We start from the raw sequence: 16,538 nt of genomic DNA on the forward strand, positions 1-16,538 counted from the left end.
CTATCTGTTTGGGAACACATCTAAACAATTCATACCTATTTTAAATAAGGGAACTCACTGACTTTCTTTTTTATACAACATGCATCAAATTCTTATTCTAAATAACAAGTAAACTATAGCTTAAAATTGATTCATTTACGGACAGAAATTGTTCATTACCGAACAACTTTATACTGAAACTGAAGAGCTACACTTTTATTAATTGACTTAAAACTTGCCACTTCTAGCCTTCGGCTTGGTATTTGATACATCATTTTCTTAATAAATATGATTTTCAATCCCTTATCGTACTTTAAGACAAACCTTAAGACTAATATCAAATCAGAATAATCAAATGAAAAAGACGAAACTATTATTTACCATTTGCGCATTGCTGTTTTCTGCGCTACTAAATCATGCACACTCTCAAGAAGCTCCAAATCAGGAATGGAATCAATTTAGAGGTGCACAAAGGAGTGGATCTACCGACAATGTTGATCTTACAAGTTTTACTGACAAGGAGCCCAAACTGGTTTGGAAGAAAAAACTAGGTGATGGTTTCTCCGAAATAACCATTTCAGGAGGCAATATCTACACCATGATTAGCGAAAGAAAGGACAGCATTACTGGTGATGAATTTATTGCAGCATTCGATGAAAAAACAGGCAATGAAGTATGGAGAACTAGAGTTGACAACATGTTCTTCGATACTTTTGGCGATGGACCTAGATCTACTCCTGCAATTGGAGAAAAGAACGTGTACAGCCTAAGCAGTTACGGGAAATTAAGTGCCAATTCGAAAAAAGATGGAAATACAATTTGGCAAGTAGATTTTATGAAAGAATATGGAAGTAAAATTCCACGTTGGGGATTTAGCTCATCTCCAGTAATTGTAGGAAATAATGTTATTGTTGAAGTAGGTGGTACCGATTCAAGAGCATTTATGGCTTTCGACAAAAAAACAGGTAAAGAAGTCTGGAAAAAAGGAGAAGGCATAGCAACTTACAACTCACCTGTGCATGGTAAAATTAACGATAAGGAATGCATTATTTTTGCAAACGGCAGAAAAGTATACTCTCTTACTACTGCTGGTGATACGCTTTGGACATACAACTCTCCTATTAGCAATCCTACAGGAATGCCAATTGTTTTTGATGGCAACAAGATATTTATTTCAGCCGTTAGAAATCCTGGTTTTATCGTTCTTGAAGTAAACAACAATAAAGCAAATGAGATATCGCGTGGCACTAGTATGAAAAACGACTACAGCTCATCTATTTATCACGATGGCTATGTATATGGTTTCCATGTGGCGGCTCTTCAATGCATCTCGGTTAAAACTGGTGAGAAAAAATGGACCAAGAGAGGTTATGGCAAAGGAAGTTTAATACGAATTGGCGATCAGCTTTTGGTACTTTCCGATAAAGGAAAACTAATACAGGTAAAAGCTACTCCTGAGGCGTATATTGAGTTGGGTAACATCCAAGCCATTAATGGAAAATCGTGGACTGCACCTTCTTTTGCCAATGGAAAAATCTATTTAAGAAATCTAACTGAAATGGCTTGTTACGAATTGAAATAATTCGGAAATTGAGTCTATTAAATCAAAAAAACAATCAATAAAAACATACCCACATGAAACTGAAAAAACTACAAGCATTCTTCCTCTTTGCTTTGTTTTTAACGCCAGGCATTCTTGTAGCTCAAACTGCCGAAGAAATCATAACCAAGCACATTGAAGCTCACGGAGGAGTAGAAAAATGGGAAAAGGTAGAAGCCCTAAAAATAAAAGGTCGTTTTACCGCTTTTAGTCTTGAAAAAGACTTTACAAGCTACAAAACAAAATGCGGAGCCTATTATTCGGATTTGTATTTAGGCGAGCAACATGTTTTCGAAGGATTTAATGGGAAGTGTGGTTGGACCATTGATCCTTGGCAAGAGATTGAATATGCCAGAAATATCAATTCAAGCGAAACCAATGTTTTCAAACAAAAAGCAGAATTCTTTACTCCTTTCTTAAACTATAAAAAGAAAGGTCATAAAGTTGAATACATCGGGAAAGAAAATGTTGATGGGGAGGAGATGTTTGTGCTAAAACTTACGCGTGAAGATGGTAAATCGGAAAAATGGTACCTAAACACCAAAACCTACTTGGAGTACAAGTGTGAAGCACCTTGGGTTGATTTTGCACAGCCCGTGCCAGCCGAAATGTATTTCGATGATTTTAGAGAAGTGGATGGCATCACTGTTCCTTTCTTTATTGAACGTACCTTTTGGCAACGCGACAGAATTACTCAAATCGAAAGTGTCGAGCTTAACCCGAAGATCGATAAATCATTATTTACAATGCCTAAACGCAAAGAAATTTCGAAATTGACTTTTATGGAAGGCGACTGGGATGTAAAACTTGAGTTTATGGGACGTCGTGGTACCTATCGAGAAAGAGGAACTACTGAATCTTGCATTAAATTTGCTTCTACCAACATGCTGCAAGAGCAAATTAGCTACGAAAATGGTTTCCCAAACAACTTAAGCATTAACTTCACCTACGATGCTGGAACCAAGAAATACAGAATTGCCGCATTCAACGATTTTACATCAACATTCGACATGTTCCAAGGTGAATTAAAAGACAATGTATTGGTAATGGAAGATACACAGATAAGCTACTCCAATAAACCAAATGCTACGAGAATGTGCCGTCAATTTACCTATACAAAAATAGACAACAACCAATTTACGGTTGAAAACAAAGTATCAACCGACGAAGGCAAAACATGGAAACCACAGGCCAGGTTAACCTATACAAGAAAAGTTGAAGATACTTTAAGCAAGAAATAATTACGGCGGGATCTTTATGAAATCCTCATTCTCTTCGGAGTTTGAGGATTTTTTTTATAAAAGAAAAACCCCGAGTTACCAAGTCGGGGTTTGGATTCAGCACTCAATCAACCATGCCAAAAATGCTGAACCACAGAGCATCATCCTTTAAGCCATTCATCATTAACCACTCATTCCGTAGGCTCATCCTTTTTACTATTAGCCGTAACCGGAAATTTATACCGTTTCATTATCTCATCATTACCTTCGTAAATATATTTTGCAACTATTATATACTGCGCCAAACTTTCGTACAACACATTTAAAGTTTCTATTCGTTATTCTGTTGCTCTGTTGCTCTGTTGCTCTACCACACTTTTGGTTTGACTTGAAAAAACGAATAAAACTGCATCGGAGCAGTTGCAAAGTCTTGTAGCAATAGTCGTATTATAATATTATTTAAGTATGTTTTATTTACAATATGAATTTAAACACTCTTATTATTATGTCCAAATTATTCTTCAACTATTTTTAAACATTAATCTTTATTTTGCAATCACCACAAGTTCTTTTCTTCCTAATTTTCTTTATTTTTAAACATTACACCCTATAAGCACTGGCATTTTACCCTTGCTTAACCACAACAAAATAATCCTATATTATAATTACTATTTATACAGAATCATGATTATATTTTCAAGCTTGAGTTAAATTTTATAGCAATTTCTTAATGCTTTACATTATATATCTCATGATTTTTAATACTTGTATAGATTCTTTTGGCTACAAGTAAACTTTTACCTTAAGTATTTTAAAATTCATTGCCATGATATTGCTTTCTGCCAATCTTAAAAAAATATGACACACCCAACGATTTACACTCTCTCCTAAATGATTGCAACAATCGGCTTCCATACCGTCTCTCTGCCATCCTTTTAGTATTTAGTGATAAGGTGTACTCATATTCAGTTGCTCGGTTGAAGAATTCCATTGGAGCTACTTGGTTTTTAATTTGAGTTTCACTTATTTGATTCCTTTATAAACAATCTGAATCTAAAACAAATCATAATTTGGATTTATTATAGAATCTACATGACAAAATAATGTTTAATTTTAAAGGTTATTTATTGCTAACAGCTATATATATAAATGAAAAGTCTCTATTCATCGTCTAAAATTTGGAAGTGGTTATCAAGCCCAGAGTTACTTGCATTTTTCTCTCTCCTAAGTTTAATTGCTTTATTAAGAAACCCTATTAAAAATTACTTCCCTAAAAGGACGACATAATTAAAATACACATCACATTATCTTAACATTTCGACAATGAACATTATCTACACCATACTAATTGGCATTCTTCACATTTTTGCCTTGATAGATGCCATTAAAAATGCAAGTGAGAGAAATGGAGCCTTCAGGTTATTATTGGCTTTCTTCCCACCTCTTTTGGGCCCAATCATTTATTTTCTGACCAAAAAGAAGAACAAAAGAGAGTTCATGAAAGGCAAAAGAAGATTTTCCTAACAACCTGATTTCGATAAAAAAAAACATTACCAAACGATGAAAGAAAAACATACCATTGCATTTTATAACCTTGAGAACTTTTTCGACACTCAAGATGATCCGAAAAAGAACGACAATGATTATTTGCCTAATGGCAGCAACCATTGGACAGAGAATCGCTATGTAAGCAAACTTGAACACATTACAGCAGCCATTGCATCTATACAAGACAACAGCTTGCCAATTGCCATTGGCGTTGCCGAAATTGAGAATGCTACAGTTTTAAAAGATCTGATTTATCAGCCTATATTCAAAGGAGAATATGGCTTTGTGCATTTCGACAGTCCCGACAGAAGAGGAATTGATGTAGCCCTACTCTATAATCAAAAAGAAGTAGAAATTTTAGCTTCCGAAAATATACCAGTTAGGCTGAATGGCAATTCTCACTTTGCCACAAGAGACATTTTGTATGTAAAAACCAAAATAGAAGGTGATATCATTCATTTTTTTGTGAATCATTGGCCATCAAGAGGCGAAGGTATTTTGGCATCGAACCCAAAACGCATTGCAGCTGCCGAATGTTTGCATCAAAAGGCAAAAGTCATTCTTAGCGAGGATGTGGATGCAAAAATTGTAATCATGGGTGATTTTAACGATTTGCCAGTTAGCAAATCCATTAGTAAACATTTACATGCCAAATCGCATAAAAATATTGGCACATACGAGTTTTACAATCTTGCTACAATTCCTTACGAAAAGAAACTGGGCAGTTTGTTTGCCAAAAAACATTGGCTGATGTTCGATCAAATCATTATCAGCAAAGGAATGCTAAAGGGAGAAGGAATTAAAATAACAAGCCCTCGCCTAACCATTCATGGCAATAAAAGCTTGTTATATTTCGACCAGGAAGCCGGAATATACAAACCCAACCGAACTTATTCTTATCACACTTATCATGGTGGTACATCTGATCATTTGCCGGTTTATGTGGCATTAGATTAAAATTAATACCAATTATTAATTTACATGCGCTATTTGTTCGCATCACTCAATTTGCCTAATTATTTATATATCGGCATTTCAATTTAATATTTCACAGTTTTGCTTTGGCTAAGTCTGAAATTAAATGGCATAAAAAAAGGCTGCCAATCGTTGATTGGCAGCCTTTGTATATCTTGACAAATTGAATTACTTCACAGCAATGGTTTCAATTTCAACCAAAGCACCCAGAGGAAGATCCTTAACAGCAAAGGCTGCACGTGCAGGACAATCTTCTTTGTAATACTCGCCATAAACTTCATTCATTACAGCAAAGTTTGAAATATCACTCAACAAACAAGTTGATTTAACCACATCTTTAAAGCTATAACCAGCTTCTTCCAAGATGTAACCGATGTTTTTCATTACTTGCTCCGTTTGTTCTTTAACACCACCTTCAACAAATTTACCGGTAGCAACATCAACAGGTAGCTGTCCTGAGATGTATAAAGTTCCGTTTGCTTCTACTGCCTGGCTGTATGGTCCGATTGCCTTAGGCGCTTTTTCTGAATTAATACACTTTTTCATTTCAGTTAATAATTAGTATTTGTTAAAAATTCATTTATTTTGCGGTCGCAAAGTTAAAAGAAAAAAGTATTAATGAGAATAGCTATTATAGATAATTACGATTCATTCACTTATAATTTATCTCATATCGTTGAGCAATACTGCGACAAGTGCATTGTTATGAGAAACAATCAGGTTGATTGGGAAGAATTAGACACATGCGATCGTATTATTTTTTCTCCGGGTCCTGGATTACCATCGGAGGTGAAGGTTATGGGAGAAATTCTGGAGAAATATGCCGGGCAAAAAGCTATTTTGGGAGTTTGCTTGGGAATGCAGTACATTGCCGAATATTACGGTGCCAACATTTACAATTTACCTGAAATTATTCACGGTATACCTAAAGCAACTCACATTACAGAACCTTCTGAAATTCTTTTCAATAACGTTCCAAACACATTTAAATCAGGCCGATATCACTCCTGGGCTGTTTCACGAGAACAATTTCCAAATTGCTTAAGCATCACCTCTACCGATGAAAATGAGGTTGTTATGTCGATACGACACAAAGATTTGGATTTATGCGGCGTACAATTTCATCCGGAATCCATAATGACGGAAAGAGGAAATTTAATGCTGAAAAACTGGATTCTTGGATAAAAAAAGAGCCGCAATATTGCGACTCCAACTTTATACTTTATAATTTCTAGAACTGAACATCCTGCCAAGATTGTTTCTTCTCATATTTCAAATCTTGTAATATTGATGAATCAACATTGATTATGAAATTGTAAGATGTATAAGTTCCAAATGGAATAGCATTGAAAGACATTTTCCAACAGTGCAAATCTCTTGTAATTGTAAATTGAGTTGCTGTAACCTCATTCTCATCAAAATCATATCCCGAAGAAAAACTAACCTTCCATTTTGGAGTCAGGCTAAACTGTCCGTTTATACCCAAATTCTGAGAAATATTTTTTCTATTTCTTGGTTTTGAATAAGTCCATCCGTAATCAATAGAAAACGACCATGGAATATCAAAATCTACATATCGAGGGTCGCGCCATTTCTCTGACTGACTATCATCATTTTCTCCACTATTACCTTTGGTATTGGGATTCAAATCCTTTGAAGAAAGACTGAAACCAACATCAATAGAAGCTTGTGTTAAACGCGGGCCAAATTCATCAATCTTTTGAGTCCCATTGGCATTCAATTTATAGGGATCAACAGTACCATTGAATTTCAGATCTAATTTTTTATTAAATATCTTGGTTCTCCCTGACATCCTTATATTTGACCAATTCAAGGAGTCGGCAAACATATTATATGAAGTCGAAAATTTCAAACTCTCCAGAATTTTCACCTTCTTCATATCCTCAAGACCAGTAGAATCATTAGCGGTTCTAATTTTCGCTTCAATGTTATTATCCAAACTCAAATTAATTGATCCTGATTCCTGAGCACCTGTTGGTGTACTATATATTCCTCCTTCAAAAATAGAATACTCAACATCTTTTTCTTTATTTGGATCGTAATAAGTCCTATAATATTTACTTCTTGGAACTCCAATTTCCGGCGTATAACTTACACTAACAGAAGGTGTCATTACGTGACGAATGGCTGCCACTTTTGATGTCTCCTTAAAAGTATACATACCATAAATCTTAGGACTTAAGGAAAGAGAAGCTCCTGTAGAATAGTTATGAGCATACCTGAATCCCTGTATGGTATCAATACGCACATCTCCATCTCCTCCATCTGCTTCCGGATCCCATGATTTTCTAATGGATCTTGTATACAACACACCTCGATAATTTAAGGTTGGAGAAAGTGTTAAATCTTTCGCCAATTTAAAATTGGTGGTAATTGGAATGCTATGTTCGTAACCATTAACCCAATCTTTTTGCAATGAAGAACTCATCAAGTCACTTTCCTTCAAACCACTTTTAGTTCTATTCTCCAATTTGGATGAGTAACTAATCCCTACTTTATCGTACCAACGTAAATTTGAACTCTTCCCCTTCTTTCTAAAAGGATAAATCTGAGTCATATTTAAAGACATACTAGGCAAGGTAAGCGAAATGGTAGTGTCGCGACTGTTTTGCGCATGGCGTAAACTTGCATTCAAACTAAACGGACTATCCGCCCATTTTTTACTATATGTAATACTCGATTGCTTTTGGTTATTGGTAATCTCCCTTATGGATGTAGAGTTATTTCTATCGTTATTGGAGGTTGAAACATTAACCGAAGCAGAAAAAGTTCTGTATGGATTTGCCTTCGCATCTTGTGTATGATTCCAACGAATTGCAAAGTCTGTCGTTTCATAGTAATCAGGAAGACCTTTGTCTCCATACTTATTAAAATGATACTCAGTCTGCAAAGTTCCGCTATATCGATATCTGTTTTTATACTTCGATTGCACATAGGTTCCCCAAGAACCATTAGAGAAAATATCACCAGTAACCGACAAATCCAAATAATCATTTATTGCCCAATAGTATCCTCCTCCACGAAGATTAAATCCTCTGCGTTGTTCCTCACCATAACTAGGCATAATAATACCAGAAGAATAAGAAGAACTAAATGGAAACAAGGCAAATGGCAAACCAATTGGCAACGGCACATCTTCCAACACCAAATGCAAAGGCCCTGAAACAATTTTATCATCCTTTATCATTTTGGCCTTTGTCATCTTCACATAAAAATGAGGATGCTCATGATCACAAGTCGTATATTTACCATTTCTCAAGTAAAATATCTTATCATCAATTTTCTTGGTGATCTGGCTATGAACAAATCCACCTTCTTGTTCTGTAATTACTTCATTAACCAGGCCCTTACCTGTATCAAAATTATATTTCAACTCTTTACAGGTAAACTCTTCAGATCCATCTTTAAACTCAGGTGTAAAAACATAATTGCCTGTCGAATCCTGAATACCATAAGCATATGCCTGCTTCTTTTCTAAATCCAGTTCGATATAATAAGCTTTCAATTCGGTTTGCCCATATTTTACAAACGCATTTTTAGTAAGGAAAACCTGCTGCCCGGTTAGCGAAAAAATAATAGTATCATCGCAATTGTATTGAACCACCGTTTCGAAAAGTGGTTTTTTCTCTTGAGTTGAATCAACCGCCAAACTATCCTGAACAAGCTTTAAGGTATCCTTTTGTAGTCTAACATCCTCTTTTAAAATCTTTTCTAGCGCATAAGAACTAAAGTTGGCATGTAACTTGCCATTAGAATTTTTGTAATTAAAATTCTCAATAGCAAATATGTTCAGTGGCATTATCGTTCCAATGAAAAGAATAAAAACCTTTTGTAGTAATTTCAATTGCAATTTATATCTGTTATTTTTGTGAAAAGTTCTGATTTAATTTCGTTCTGCTAGTTAAACTGCAGTTTGTGCTTAAGTCGCCAAAAATACAAATAAAAGTACTATAATCCCTAATCGAAACGAACTTGAAAACATTTTTTAAGTTCTTTTATGAAATTTGCCTAATGAACATTAACTCCTATAAAATCATAACACGATTATTTACAAGAACATCACTTGCATTAACTCTATTGCTAACTACATTTAGTTTTGCAAATAGAATATATGCCCAAGACCAATCTTACCATATTAAAACGGTAGTGATTGATGCCGGCCATGGAGGAAAAGATCCTGGAGCATTGGGTAAATCATCTCGTGAAAAAGATATCGTTTTAAATATCTCGCTGAAACTTGGTGGATATATAAAGAAATATTTCCCAAATGTAAATGTTGTATATACTAGAAAGACGGATGTATTTATTCCTTTAAATAAAAGATCGGAGATTGCAAACAAGCACAAAGCAGATCTGTTTATTTCCATTCATGCCAATGCAAATAACAATTCCAGGATTAGGGGAACAGAAACCTACACACTAGGATTGCACAAAACAAAAGAGAACCTTGAAGTAGCGATGAAAGAGAACGCTGTTATGCAATACGAAGACGATTGGTCTACCAAATATGAAGGTTTCGATCCAAACAATCCCGCATCGTATATTATTTTTAATTTGATGCAAGGTGTAAATCGTGACAAAAGCATTAGTATGGCAGAACTAACCGAGCATCAATTTAAAAACAGAGTGGGCCGTCACTCCAGAGGTGTTAGAGAAGCTGGTTTTTGGGTGCTAAAGCAAGTTAGTATGCCTTCTATTTTGGTTGAAGTAGGCTTTATTTCGAATCCAACGGAAGAAAAGTTTCTAAAAACTACAAAAGGACAAGATTATTTGGCTAGTGCGATCTTTAGAGCTTTTAGAGCTTATAAAGATAAAGTAGAACAAACCAGCGTAGTTCTTCATAAGCAAAAGGAAAATGAAAAGAAAATCGAAAATGAAATTAATACAATAGGAAACACTACAGAACAAGTTGAGTATTGTATTCAATTAAAATCATCTATTAAACAGATTCCTTTAAACTCTAGAGTTTTTAAAAATTTAAAAAACATCACGGAACGAAAAATAAATGGATCTTATAAATACACCATAGGTTCTACATCGAATTATTCTGAAATCGTAAATTTACAAAAGACAGTACGTAAAAAAATAAAGGACTGTTTTGTAGTGGCTTTCTATAAAGGGAAACGAATTTCTCTCTCAAAAGCTAAAGAACTTCAAAAAACATGATTAGTTTTACATTAAACAAACCTGTTTTTGCTACGTACAATATCTATTATATAATACAGTCTGTATGAAAATTTCAAAAGATTCAATAATTGGCTTAGTTGTTATAGGTGCAATTGCAATTTTAATTTGGGGCATAAATTTCCTAAAAGGATTTAACATGCTATCACCTGAACAAAGTTTTTGTGCCAAATACGAAAGAGTTGATGGATTAAAAAAATCAAGTCCTGTTACGCTAAGAGGTTACAAAATTGGACAGATCAAATCCATTCAATTTAGTTCAAAGGCAGATAATCTAATTGTTGAATTTTCTATTGCGGACGAATTTCAATTGCCTAAAGATACCGAAGCACGAATTGTCAGCTCGGATATTATGGGAACAAAAGAGATACAATTACTCCCTGGTAAATCGAAATTAACTTTAAGCACCGGAGATACTCTATTGGGAAGTATGGAAGGTGATTTAAAAGAACAGGTGAGTATGCAAATGCTTCCTCTAAAAAGAAAAGCAGAAAACCTAATGTCTAGTGTTGACTCTGTTCTCTCAGTCATACAATACATCTTCAATAAAGACACTCGCGAAAATCTTACTCGTAGCTTTAGCAGTATAGAGCAAACTTTTCAGAAACTTGAAAACACATCTGGAACCTTAGACACAATCGTTACGGGACAAAAAACTCATATGGAAAATATCATTTCAAATGTTGATTCCATAACCACAAACTTAAAGGAGAACAATAAGAACATCTCAAATATCCTTACCAACTTCTCGTCGATTAGTGATTCGTTAAAAGCAGTAGAAATTGCAGAAACCATTAACAATGCAAAGCTAACTCTAAAACAATCCAACGAAATACTAGAGAAAATCAATTCTGGTCAAGGATCAATGGGAATGTTGATTAACAATGATACCTTATATATGAATTTGGAGGCGGCTTCGAATAGCTTGACCAATTTGTTAATCGACTTAAAAAACAATCCTAAAAAGTACATGCACTTCTCCTTATTCGATACAGGGAAAACAGTATATATGAATTCCAATAAAACCAAAAAGAAGTTAGACAAGGAGAAACAAACCCATTATAGAGTTCAAATTCTTTCATCCAAATCACAAGTTGATCTGAATGACCCAATTTTTAAGGGCTACAAAAAAATTGAAGAAGTATATTATAATGGACTGTATAAATACACATTAGATGACACTCAGAACTATAAAGAAATTATAAGAAAACTTAAAAGAATTAAAGCAGATTTCCCGGATGCCTTTATTATTAAAATAACACCCGAGGATTAGCTATTCACTTAACCATTCCCATTATGGTTAAACTTAAATCGATTAACCTATTGATTTTGTTGATGTAATAAGGATCTGTTAAATTCTTTTTAACAACCAACGCATTATGTTTTATTATTGTTTAATTCTAAACAAGCTTTTAAGACTTAAAAGTATGATATGGAAACCTGCTAAAAGTCAGGCTTTTAAAAAATTACATTTCTTATCTTTCTGATTTTCTGATACTTAGTTAATTTAATTTTTTTTTCATTTCTGTATCGTCGATTTATAGTAGGTTATACATTCTTTTTAAAAAATCAATAGAAAAATAATTTTTTTTTCTTTTTTTTTTTCACAATCTTGCATAAGCAAAAATTGACACACCCTAATTTTTTAAAACACTGAAATAGAAATGAATAATAATCACTTCCAGGTCTGGAATAATTGTTTGGCTGTAATAAAAGACAATGTTCCTCCAATTAGCTTCAAAACATGGTTCGAACCAATCGTACCTTTGAACTTGGAGAATCAAGTCTTGACTTTACAAGTACCAAGTCATTTCTTTTATGAGTATTTGGAAGAGCAATACATTGATATTCTTAGAAAAACATTACGAAAAGAAATTGGTAATGGTGCAAAATTGGAATACAATGTAGTAATGGAGAATAATCACATTGCTAATGCTAAGCCTATTTCAGTTGTTGTTCCTGGCAATAATCCTGCGAATACAAAAAATCGCCCGGTTAACATGCCAACAGATAAGGAAGAACAAACCATTCGAAACCCGTTTGTAATTCCAGGAATCAAAAAATTACATATCGATTCTCAGTTAAATCCTGATTATTCATTTACGAACTTTATTGAAGGTGATTGTAACAGGTTGGCTAGATCAGCAGGTGTGGCTGTTGCTGAAAATCCTGGAGGAACTGCTTTTAACCCATTGGTTTTATATGGAGATTCTGGTTTAGGAAAAACTCACTTGGCTCAGGCAATTGGTCTTAAAACCAAAGAATTGTATCAGGATAAGACCGTACTTTATGTAAGTGCCAATAAATTCCAAACGCAGTTTACTGAGGCTATTCGCAATAATAACAAGAATGATTTTCTTCACTTCTATCAAATGATTGATGTCCTAATTATTGATGACATTCAAGAATTGGCAGGTAAAGAAAAAACACAGAATACATTCTTCCATATTTTCAATCACTTGCACCAATCAGGTAAGCAGTTAATTCTTACCTCTGATAAGGCTCCGATTGAACTGAAAGGTATGGAGAACCGTTTATTATCGCGATTCAAATGGGGTTTATCAGCTGATCTTCAGAATCCTGACTATGATACAAGGGTTAGAATTCTTCAGCAAAAAGCATATAAAGATGGTATCGTTCTTGACATGGATGTTATTGAATACATTGCAAGTAATGTTACCAATAATGTAAGAGAGTTGGAAGGAGCATTAATTTCCTTATTGGCTCAATCTACATTAAATAAAAAAGAATTGAATCTAGAGCTGGCAACAAGTATTATTGACAAATTGGTTAAAAATACAAAACGTGAGCTTTCTATTGATTACATTCAAAAAGTTGTTTGTGACCATTTTTCATTGCCTATTGATGTTCTTCAGGCAAAAACAAGAAAAAGAGAAATTGTACAGGCCAGACAAATTGCCATGTATTTTTCCAAAACTTTAACAAAAGCATCTTTGGCGTCAATTGGATCGCAAATTGGTAACAAAGATCACGCAACAGTATTGCATGCTTGTAAAACAGTTAACAACTTAATGGATACCGATAGAGGATTCAAAACTCAAATTGATGAAATTGACAAAAAATTAAAAATGTAGTTCAATTACTAACTATACTATATTGCTACCCTGAGAAGCAGATTCATTTTGGATCTGCTTTTCTTTTTGGGTTTCATTCCTTATTTTTCGCCAAAATTTTAACCAATGCTATACTTACTTTTTGCCATACTATCCTCAGCCGGAATTTTTGTTTGCTTTAAATATCTGGAAAAATATAAAGTAGATATTCTGCTTGCCATTATAATTAACTACATCACAGCATCTGTTTGTGGATTTCTGTTAAGTGATTCAAATATTACTTTCACACAAATTGTTCACCAGCCATGGTTTAACATTTCGTTTATAATTGGAACTGCTTTTATTGCTGCCTTTTTTATTATTGGGAGATCAACTCAAAAAGCAGGAATTTCCATTACAACATTAGCTAGTAAAATGTCTTTTGTATTGCCAATGATTTTTTCCATTGTATTTTATCAGGAAGCAATTTCTACACAAAAAATTATCGGATTTGTTTTGGCCATTAGTGCTGTACTTTTAAGTATTTATAAAGATCAATCTGATGCCACCCAGCGCAAATATTTGTGGCTGCCAATACTACTGTTCTTTGTTGCAGGAACTGTTGACTCTCTTGTAAAATATGCACAGGAAGAATACCTTACATCTGGTGGACAGGAAATATTCTCTACCCTACTCTTCGCTATTGCGGCCATTTCAGGTTTTGTTGTTTTGATCGTTAAAAAGCAAAATTTCAAAGAACTATTTCGAGCAAAAGTATTAATTGGAGGTCTTCTCCTGGGATTGGTTAACTTTGGTTCTCTGCACTTTTTAATCGCCTCATTGAACAAATCAGGCTTCGATAGTTCCGTTGTCTTTAGCATCATCAATATTGGAATTGTTGCAGTTTCCGTTTTAATAGGAATAGGTATTTTCAGAGAAAAACTAAACAAAATAAACCTTTTGGGAATAGTACTCGCAATTATTGCTATTTTTATCCTTACAAATTAAAAAACAAGTTTTATTGAATTGATGAGTAACGATACTTATAAAACCATTAGCCAACAATGCGAAGGCTTATACAAAGAAAAAGGCAGTAAATTTATAACCTATGTTTATCCGGTTAGCACCGAAGAAGAAATCAAAGAACACATTGCCAAACTAAAAAAAGAGTATTACGATGCTCGTCATCACTGCTATGCATACATGCTTGGCGCAGATAAGAAAAACTTCCGTGCCAACGACGATGGAGAGCCCTCTTCAACTGCAGGAAAACCCATTTTAGGGCAAATTCTATCCAATGATCTTACCAACATTCTTATCGTAGTCGTACGTTATTTTGGTGGAACGAAACTTGGAGCCAGTGGACTAATTCATGCCTACAAAACTGCAGCAGCCGATGCCATTTCAAATGCTGAAATTTTAGACAAAACAGTAAATGATATTTATGACATACATTTCGATTACCTGGTAATGAATGATATCATGAAAATCATAAAGGATGAGCAACCAGAACAACTTGGGCAGGATTTTAACTTAACTTGCAAAATTACTCTAAGCATTCGCCAAAGTGAAGTGGAAAGATTAATTCAAAAATTTGAAAAAATTACCAGCGTAAAAGCAGAATATATTCGTACTACCTAGCTTATTATCTCTCAATCCAATAGACTATTTTTAATAATCAATATAATGCCAAGATTAAAAATTTGTTAATAATTAATCAAGTTTTCATTTGATTTCTCGAATAAATTATACCTATATTTGTAATCTAGAATGGAGTACATAATTATTCAATCTAGAGCCGCATTTATATCTGAAAGAAGTAAGTTTCATTACTTCTTCACTCACATTTTCCATTATTTATTTCGATGTAAACGCAATAACAAGGCGTATTTTCTTGATTGTTATTTGGGTAATCCCCTTCAAAAATATTTTTCAAAAAAACCAACATTACCATTAATTTCGGTAATTGTTGGTTTTTTTTTGTGCAGAATAATAAACAAGCATTTTATATACACTTTTAATTTTTAATCAATGGATAACAAAAGTTTAGTATCGATCGACGACTACACAAAAGAAGAAATTCTGGAAGTATTAGCCAGAGCTGCCGAATTCGAAAAAAATCCAAACTGCAACCTATTGGAAGGTAAAGTTGTTGCTTCGCTTTTTTTCGAGCCATCTACTCGTACTCGACTAAGTTTCGAAACTGCTATTAGCAGAATGGGTGGTAAGATTGTAGGATTTACCGATTCCTCTTCGTCAAGTGTTACCAAAGGTGAAACTTTGAAAGATACCACCAAAATGGTAAGTAATTATTGCGACTTGGTGGTTATGCGCCATCCAATTGAAGGGTCAGCTCGCTATGCTTCCGAAGTATCCGATGTTCCGGTAATCAATGCAGGTGATGGAGCAAATCAGCATCCTACACAAACCATGCTTGACCTTTACTCAATTTACAAAACACAAGGAACTCTGGAAAACCTTAACATCTTTATGGTAGGAGATTTAAAATACGGACGTACCGTTCACTCCTTGTTAATGGCGATGTCGCATTTTAACCCAACCTTCCACTTTATTGCTCCAAAAGAATTGGAAATTCCTTTGGCGTACAAGATTTTCATGAACAAGAACAACATTAAATATCATGAACACACCGAGTTCAACGACATCATTAATGATGCTGATATCTTGTACATGACTCGTGTTCAGCGTGAGCGCTTTGCCGATCCGTTGGAGTATGAGAAAGTGAAGAATGTGTACATCCTAAAGAATGATATGCTTGAGAATACCAGAGATAACCTGAAAATTCTTCATCCACTTCCAAGAGTAAACGAAATTGCTGTTGATGTAGATGAAAATCCTAAAGCATACTATTTCCAACAAGCTCTTAATGGTGTCTATGCACGACAGGCAATTATTGCAAAGGCTCTTGATTTATAATCACATTTTTCACGCTAAAAA

The 16,538-nt window shown here is 34.2% G+C and carries 13 protein-coding genes; 11 read left to right on the forward strand and 2 right to left on the reverse strand.

From position 1 onward, the window contains the following. Positions 1-334 precede the first annotated feature (334 nt). The 4 genes from NQ163_RS04315 (at position 335) to NQ163_RS04330 (ending at position 5,304) form a co-directional block, all read left to right on the forward strand. On the forward strand, positions 335-1,561 hold the full coding sequence (locus tag NQ163_RS04315; RefSeq protein WP_268189052.1) for an outer membrane protein assembly factor BamB family protein: 1,227 nt from the start codon (positions 335-337) through the stop codon (positions 1,559-1,561). 53 nt (positions 1,562-1,614) lie between these two features. Continuing rightward, positions 1,615-2,820, forward strand: coding sequence for a hypothetical protein (locus NQ163_RS04320; protein ID WP_268189053.1), 1,206 nt, complete (start codon positions 1,615-1,617; stop codon positions 2,818-2,820). Between the two features lie 1,302 nt (positions 2,821-4,122). Then, a complete protein-coding gene (locus NQ163_RS04325) occupies positions 4,123-4,323 on the forward strand; it encodes a hypothetical protein (protein ID WP_268189054.1) in 201 nt (66 codons plus the stop codon). A 36-nt stretch (positions 4,324-4,359) separates the two neighbouring features. Continuing rightward, the gene (locus tag NQ163_RS04330; RefSeq protein ID WP_268189055.1) at positions 4,360-5,304 is read left to right on the forward strand and encodes an endonuclease/exonuclease/phosphatase family protein; all 945 of its coding nucleotides are present in this window, start codon (positions 4,360-4,362) and stop codon (positions 5,302-5,304) included. 186 nt (positions 5,305-5,490) lie between these two features. Here NQ163_RS04330 and NQ163_RS04335 read toward each other — a convergent pair whose 3' ends face one another. Next, positions 5,491-5,868, reverse strand: coding sequence for a RidA family protein (locus NQ163_RS04335; protein ID WP_054719985.1), 378 nt, complete (start codon positions 5,866-5,868; stop codon positions 5,491-5,493). Between the two features lie 72 nt (positions 5,869-5,940). Here NQ163_RS04335 and NQ163_RS04340 point away from each other — a divergent pair, with 72 nt between their 5' ends. Then, positions 5,941-6,507, forward strand: coding sequence for an anthranilate synthase component II (locus tag NQ163_RS04340; RefSeq protein ID WP_268189056.1), 567 nt, complete (start codon positions 5,941-5,943; stop codon positions 6,505-6,507). Positions 6,508-6,553: 46 nt separating this feature from the next. Here the strand turns inward: NQ163_RS04340 and NQ163_RS04345 are convergent, their stop codons facing one another. After that, positions 6,554-9,142 carry a putative LPS assembly protein LptD gene (locus tag NQ163_RS04345; protein WP_268189057.1) on the reverse strand — a complete coding sequence of 863 codons (2,589 nt, stop codon included), beginning with the start codon at positions 9,140-9,142 and terminating at the stop codon, positions 6,554-6,556. 212 nt (positions 9,143-9,354) lie between these two features. On the opposite strand from NQ163_RS04345, the gene NQ163_RS04350 reads away from it, so the two are divergent. The 6 genes from NQ163_RS04350 to pyrB all read left to right on the forward strand — a co-directional run bounded on the left by NQ163_RS04350 (position 9,355) and on the right by pyrB (position 16,517). Then, positions 9,355-10,509, forward strand: a complete 1,155-nt coding sequence (locus NQ163_RS04350) for an N-acetylmuramoyl-L-alanine amidase family protein (RefSeq protein WP_268189058.1) — start codon at positions 9,355-9,357, stop codon at positions 10,507-10,509. A 64-nt stretch (positions 10,510-10,573) separates the two neighbouring features. Beyond that, a complete protein-coding gene (locus NQ163_RS04355) occupies positions 10,574-11,800 on the forward strand; it encodes an MlaD family protein (protein ID WP_268189059.1) in 1,227 nt (408 codons plus the stop codon). 391 nt (positions 11,801-12,191) lie between these two features. Then, complete coding sequence (gene dnaA, locus NQ163_RS04360; protein WP_120239467.1) at positions 12,192-13,622, forward strand: chromosomal replication initiator protein DnaA; 1,431 nt, start codon at positions 12,192-12,194, stop codon at positions 13,620-13,622. 105 nt (positions 13,623-13,727) lie between these two features. Then, a complete protein-coding gene (locus NQ163_RS04365) occupies positions 13,728-14,588 on the forward strand; it encodes a hypothetical protein (RefSeq protein WP_268189060.1) in 861 nt (286 codons plus the stop codon). 21 nt (positions 14,589-14,609) lie between these two features. Further along, on the forward strand, positions 14,610-15,221 hold the full coding sequence (locus NQ163_RS04370) for a YigZ family protein (RefSeq protein WP_268189061.1): 612 nt from the start codon (positions 14,610-14,612) through the stop codon (positions 15,219-15,221). A 390-nt stretch (positions 15,222-15,611) separates the two neighbouring features. Beyond that, positions 15,612-16,517 carry an aspartate carbamoyltransferase gene (pyrB, locus tag NQ163_RS04375; RefSeq protein ID WP_268189062.1) on the forward strand — a complete coding sequence of 302 codons (906 nt, stop codon included), beginning with the start codon at positions 15,612-15,614 and terminating at the stop codon, positions 16,515-16,517. The last annotated feature ends 21 nt before the right edge of the window (positions 16,518-16,538 follow it).

Origin of the sequence: Marinifilum sp. D737 (genome assembly GCF_026672275.1) — a bacterium.
Lineage (GTDB): Bacteria > Bacteroidota > Bacteroidia > Bacteroidales > Marinifilaceae > Marinifilum.

What these genes read in the sequence shown, in the direction of transcription:
- NQ163_RS04315 (WP_268189052.1), top strand. Translation starts at nt 335, where the DNA reads ATGAAAAAGACGAAACTATTATTTACCATTTGCGCATTGCTGTTTTCT.
- NQ163_RS04355 (WP_268189059.1), top strand. Translation starts at nt 10,574, where the DNA reads ATGAAAATTTCAAAAGATTCAATAATTGGCTTAGTTGTTATAGGTGCA.
- NQ163_RS04345 (WP_268189057.1), bottom strand. Translation starts at nt 9,142, where the DNA reads ATGCCACTGAACATATTTGCTATTGAGAATTTTAATTACAAAAATTCT.
- NQ163_RS04370 (WP_268189061.1), top strand. Translation starts at nt 14,610, where the DNA reads ATGAGTAACGATACTTATAAAACCATTAGCCAACAATGCGAAGGCTTA.
- NQ163_RS04335 (WP_054719985.1), bottom strand. Translation starts at nt 5,868, where the DNA reads ATGAAAAAGTGTATTAATTCAGAAAAAGCGCCTAAGGCAATCGGACCA.
- NQ163_RS04320 (WP_268189053.1), top strand. Translation starts at nt 1,615, where the DNA reads ATGAAACTGAAAAAACTACAAGCATTCTTCCTCTTTGCTTTGTTTTTA.
- NQ163_RS04325 (WP_268189054.1), top strand. Translation starts at nt 4,123, where the DNA reads ATGAACATTATCTACACCATACTAATTGGCATTCTTCACATTTTTGCC.
- NQ163_RS04330 (WP_268189055.1), top strand. Translation starts at nt 4,360, where the DNA reads ATGAAAGAAAAACATACCATTGCATTTTATAACCTTGAGAACTTTTTC.
- NQ163_RS04340 (WP_268189056.1), top strand. Translation starts at nt 5,941, where the DNA reads ATGAGAATAGCTATTATAGATAATTACGATTCATTCACTTATAATTTA.
- NQ163_RS04365 (WP_268189060.1), top strand. Translation starts at nt 13,728, where the DNA reads ATGCTATACTTACTTTTTGCCATACTATCCTCAGCCGGAATTTTTGTT.
- pyrB (WP_268189062.1), top strand. Translation starts at nt 15,612, where the DNA reads ATGGATAACAAAAGTTTAGTATCGATCGACGACTACACAAAAGAAGAA.
- NQ163_RS04350 (WP_268189058.1), top strand. Translation starts at nt 9,355, where the DNA reads ATGAACATTAACTCCTATAAAATCATAACACGATTATTTACAAGAACA.
- dnaA (WP_120239467.1), top strand. Translation starts at nt 12,192, where the DNA reads ATGAATAATAATCACTTCCAGGTCTGGAATAATTGTTTGGCTGTAATA.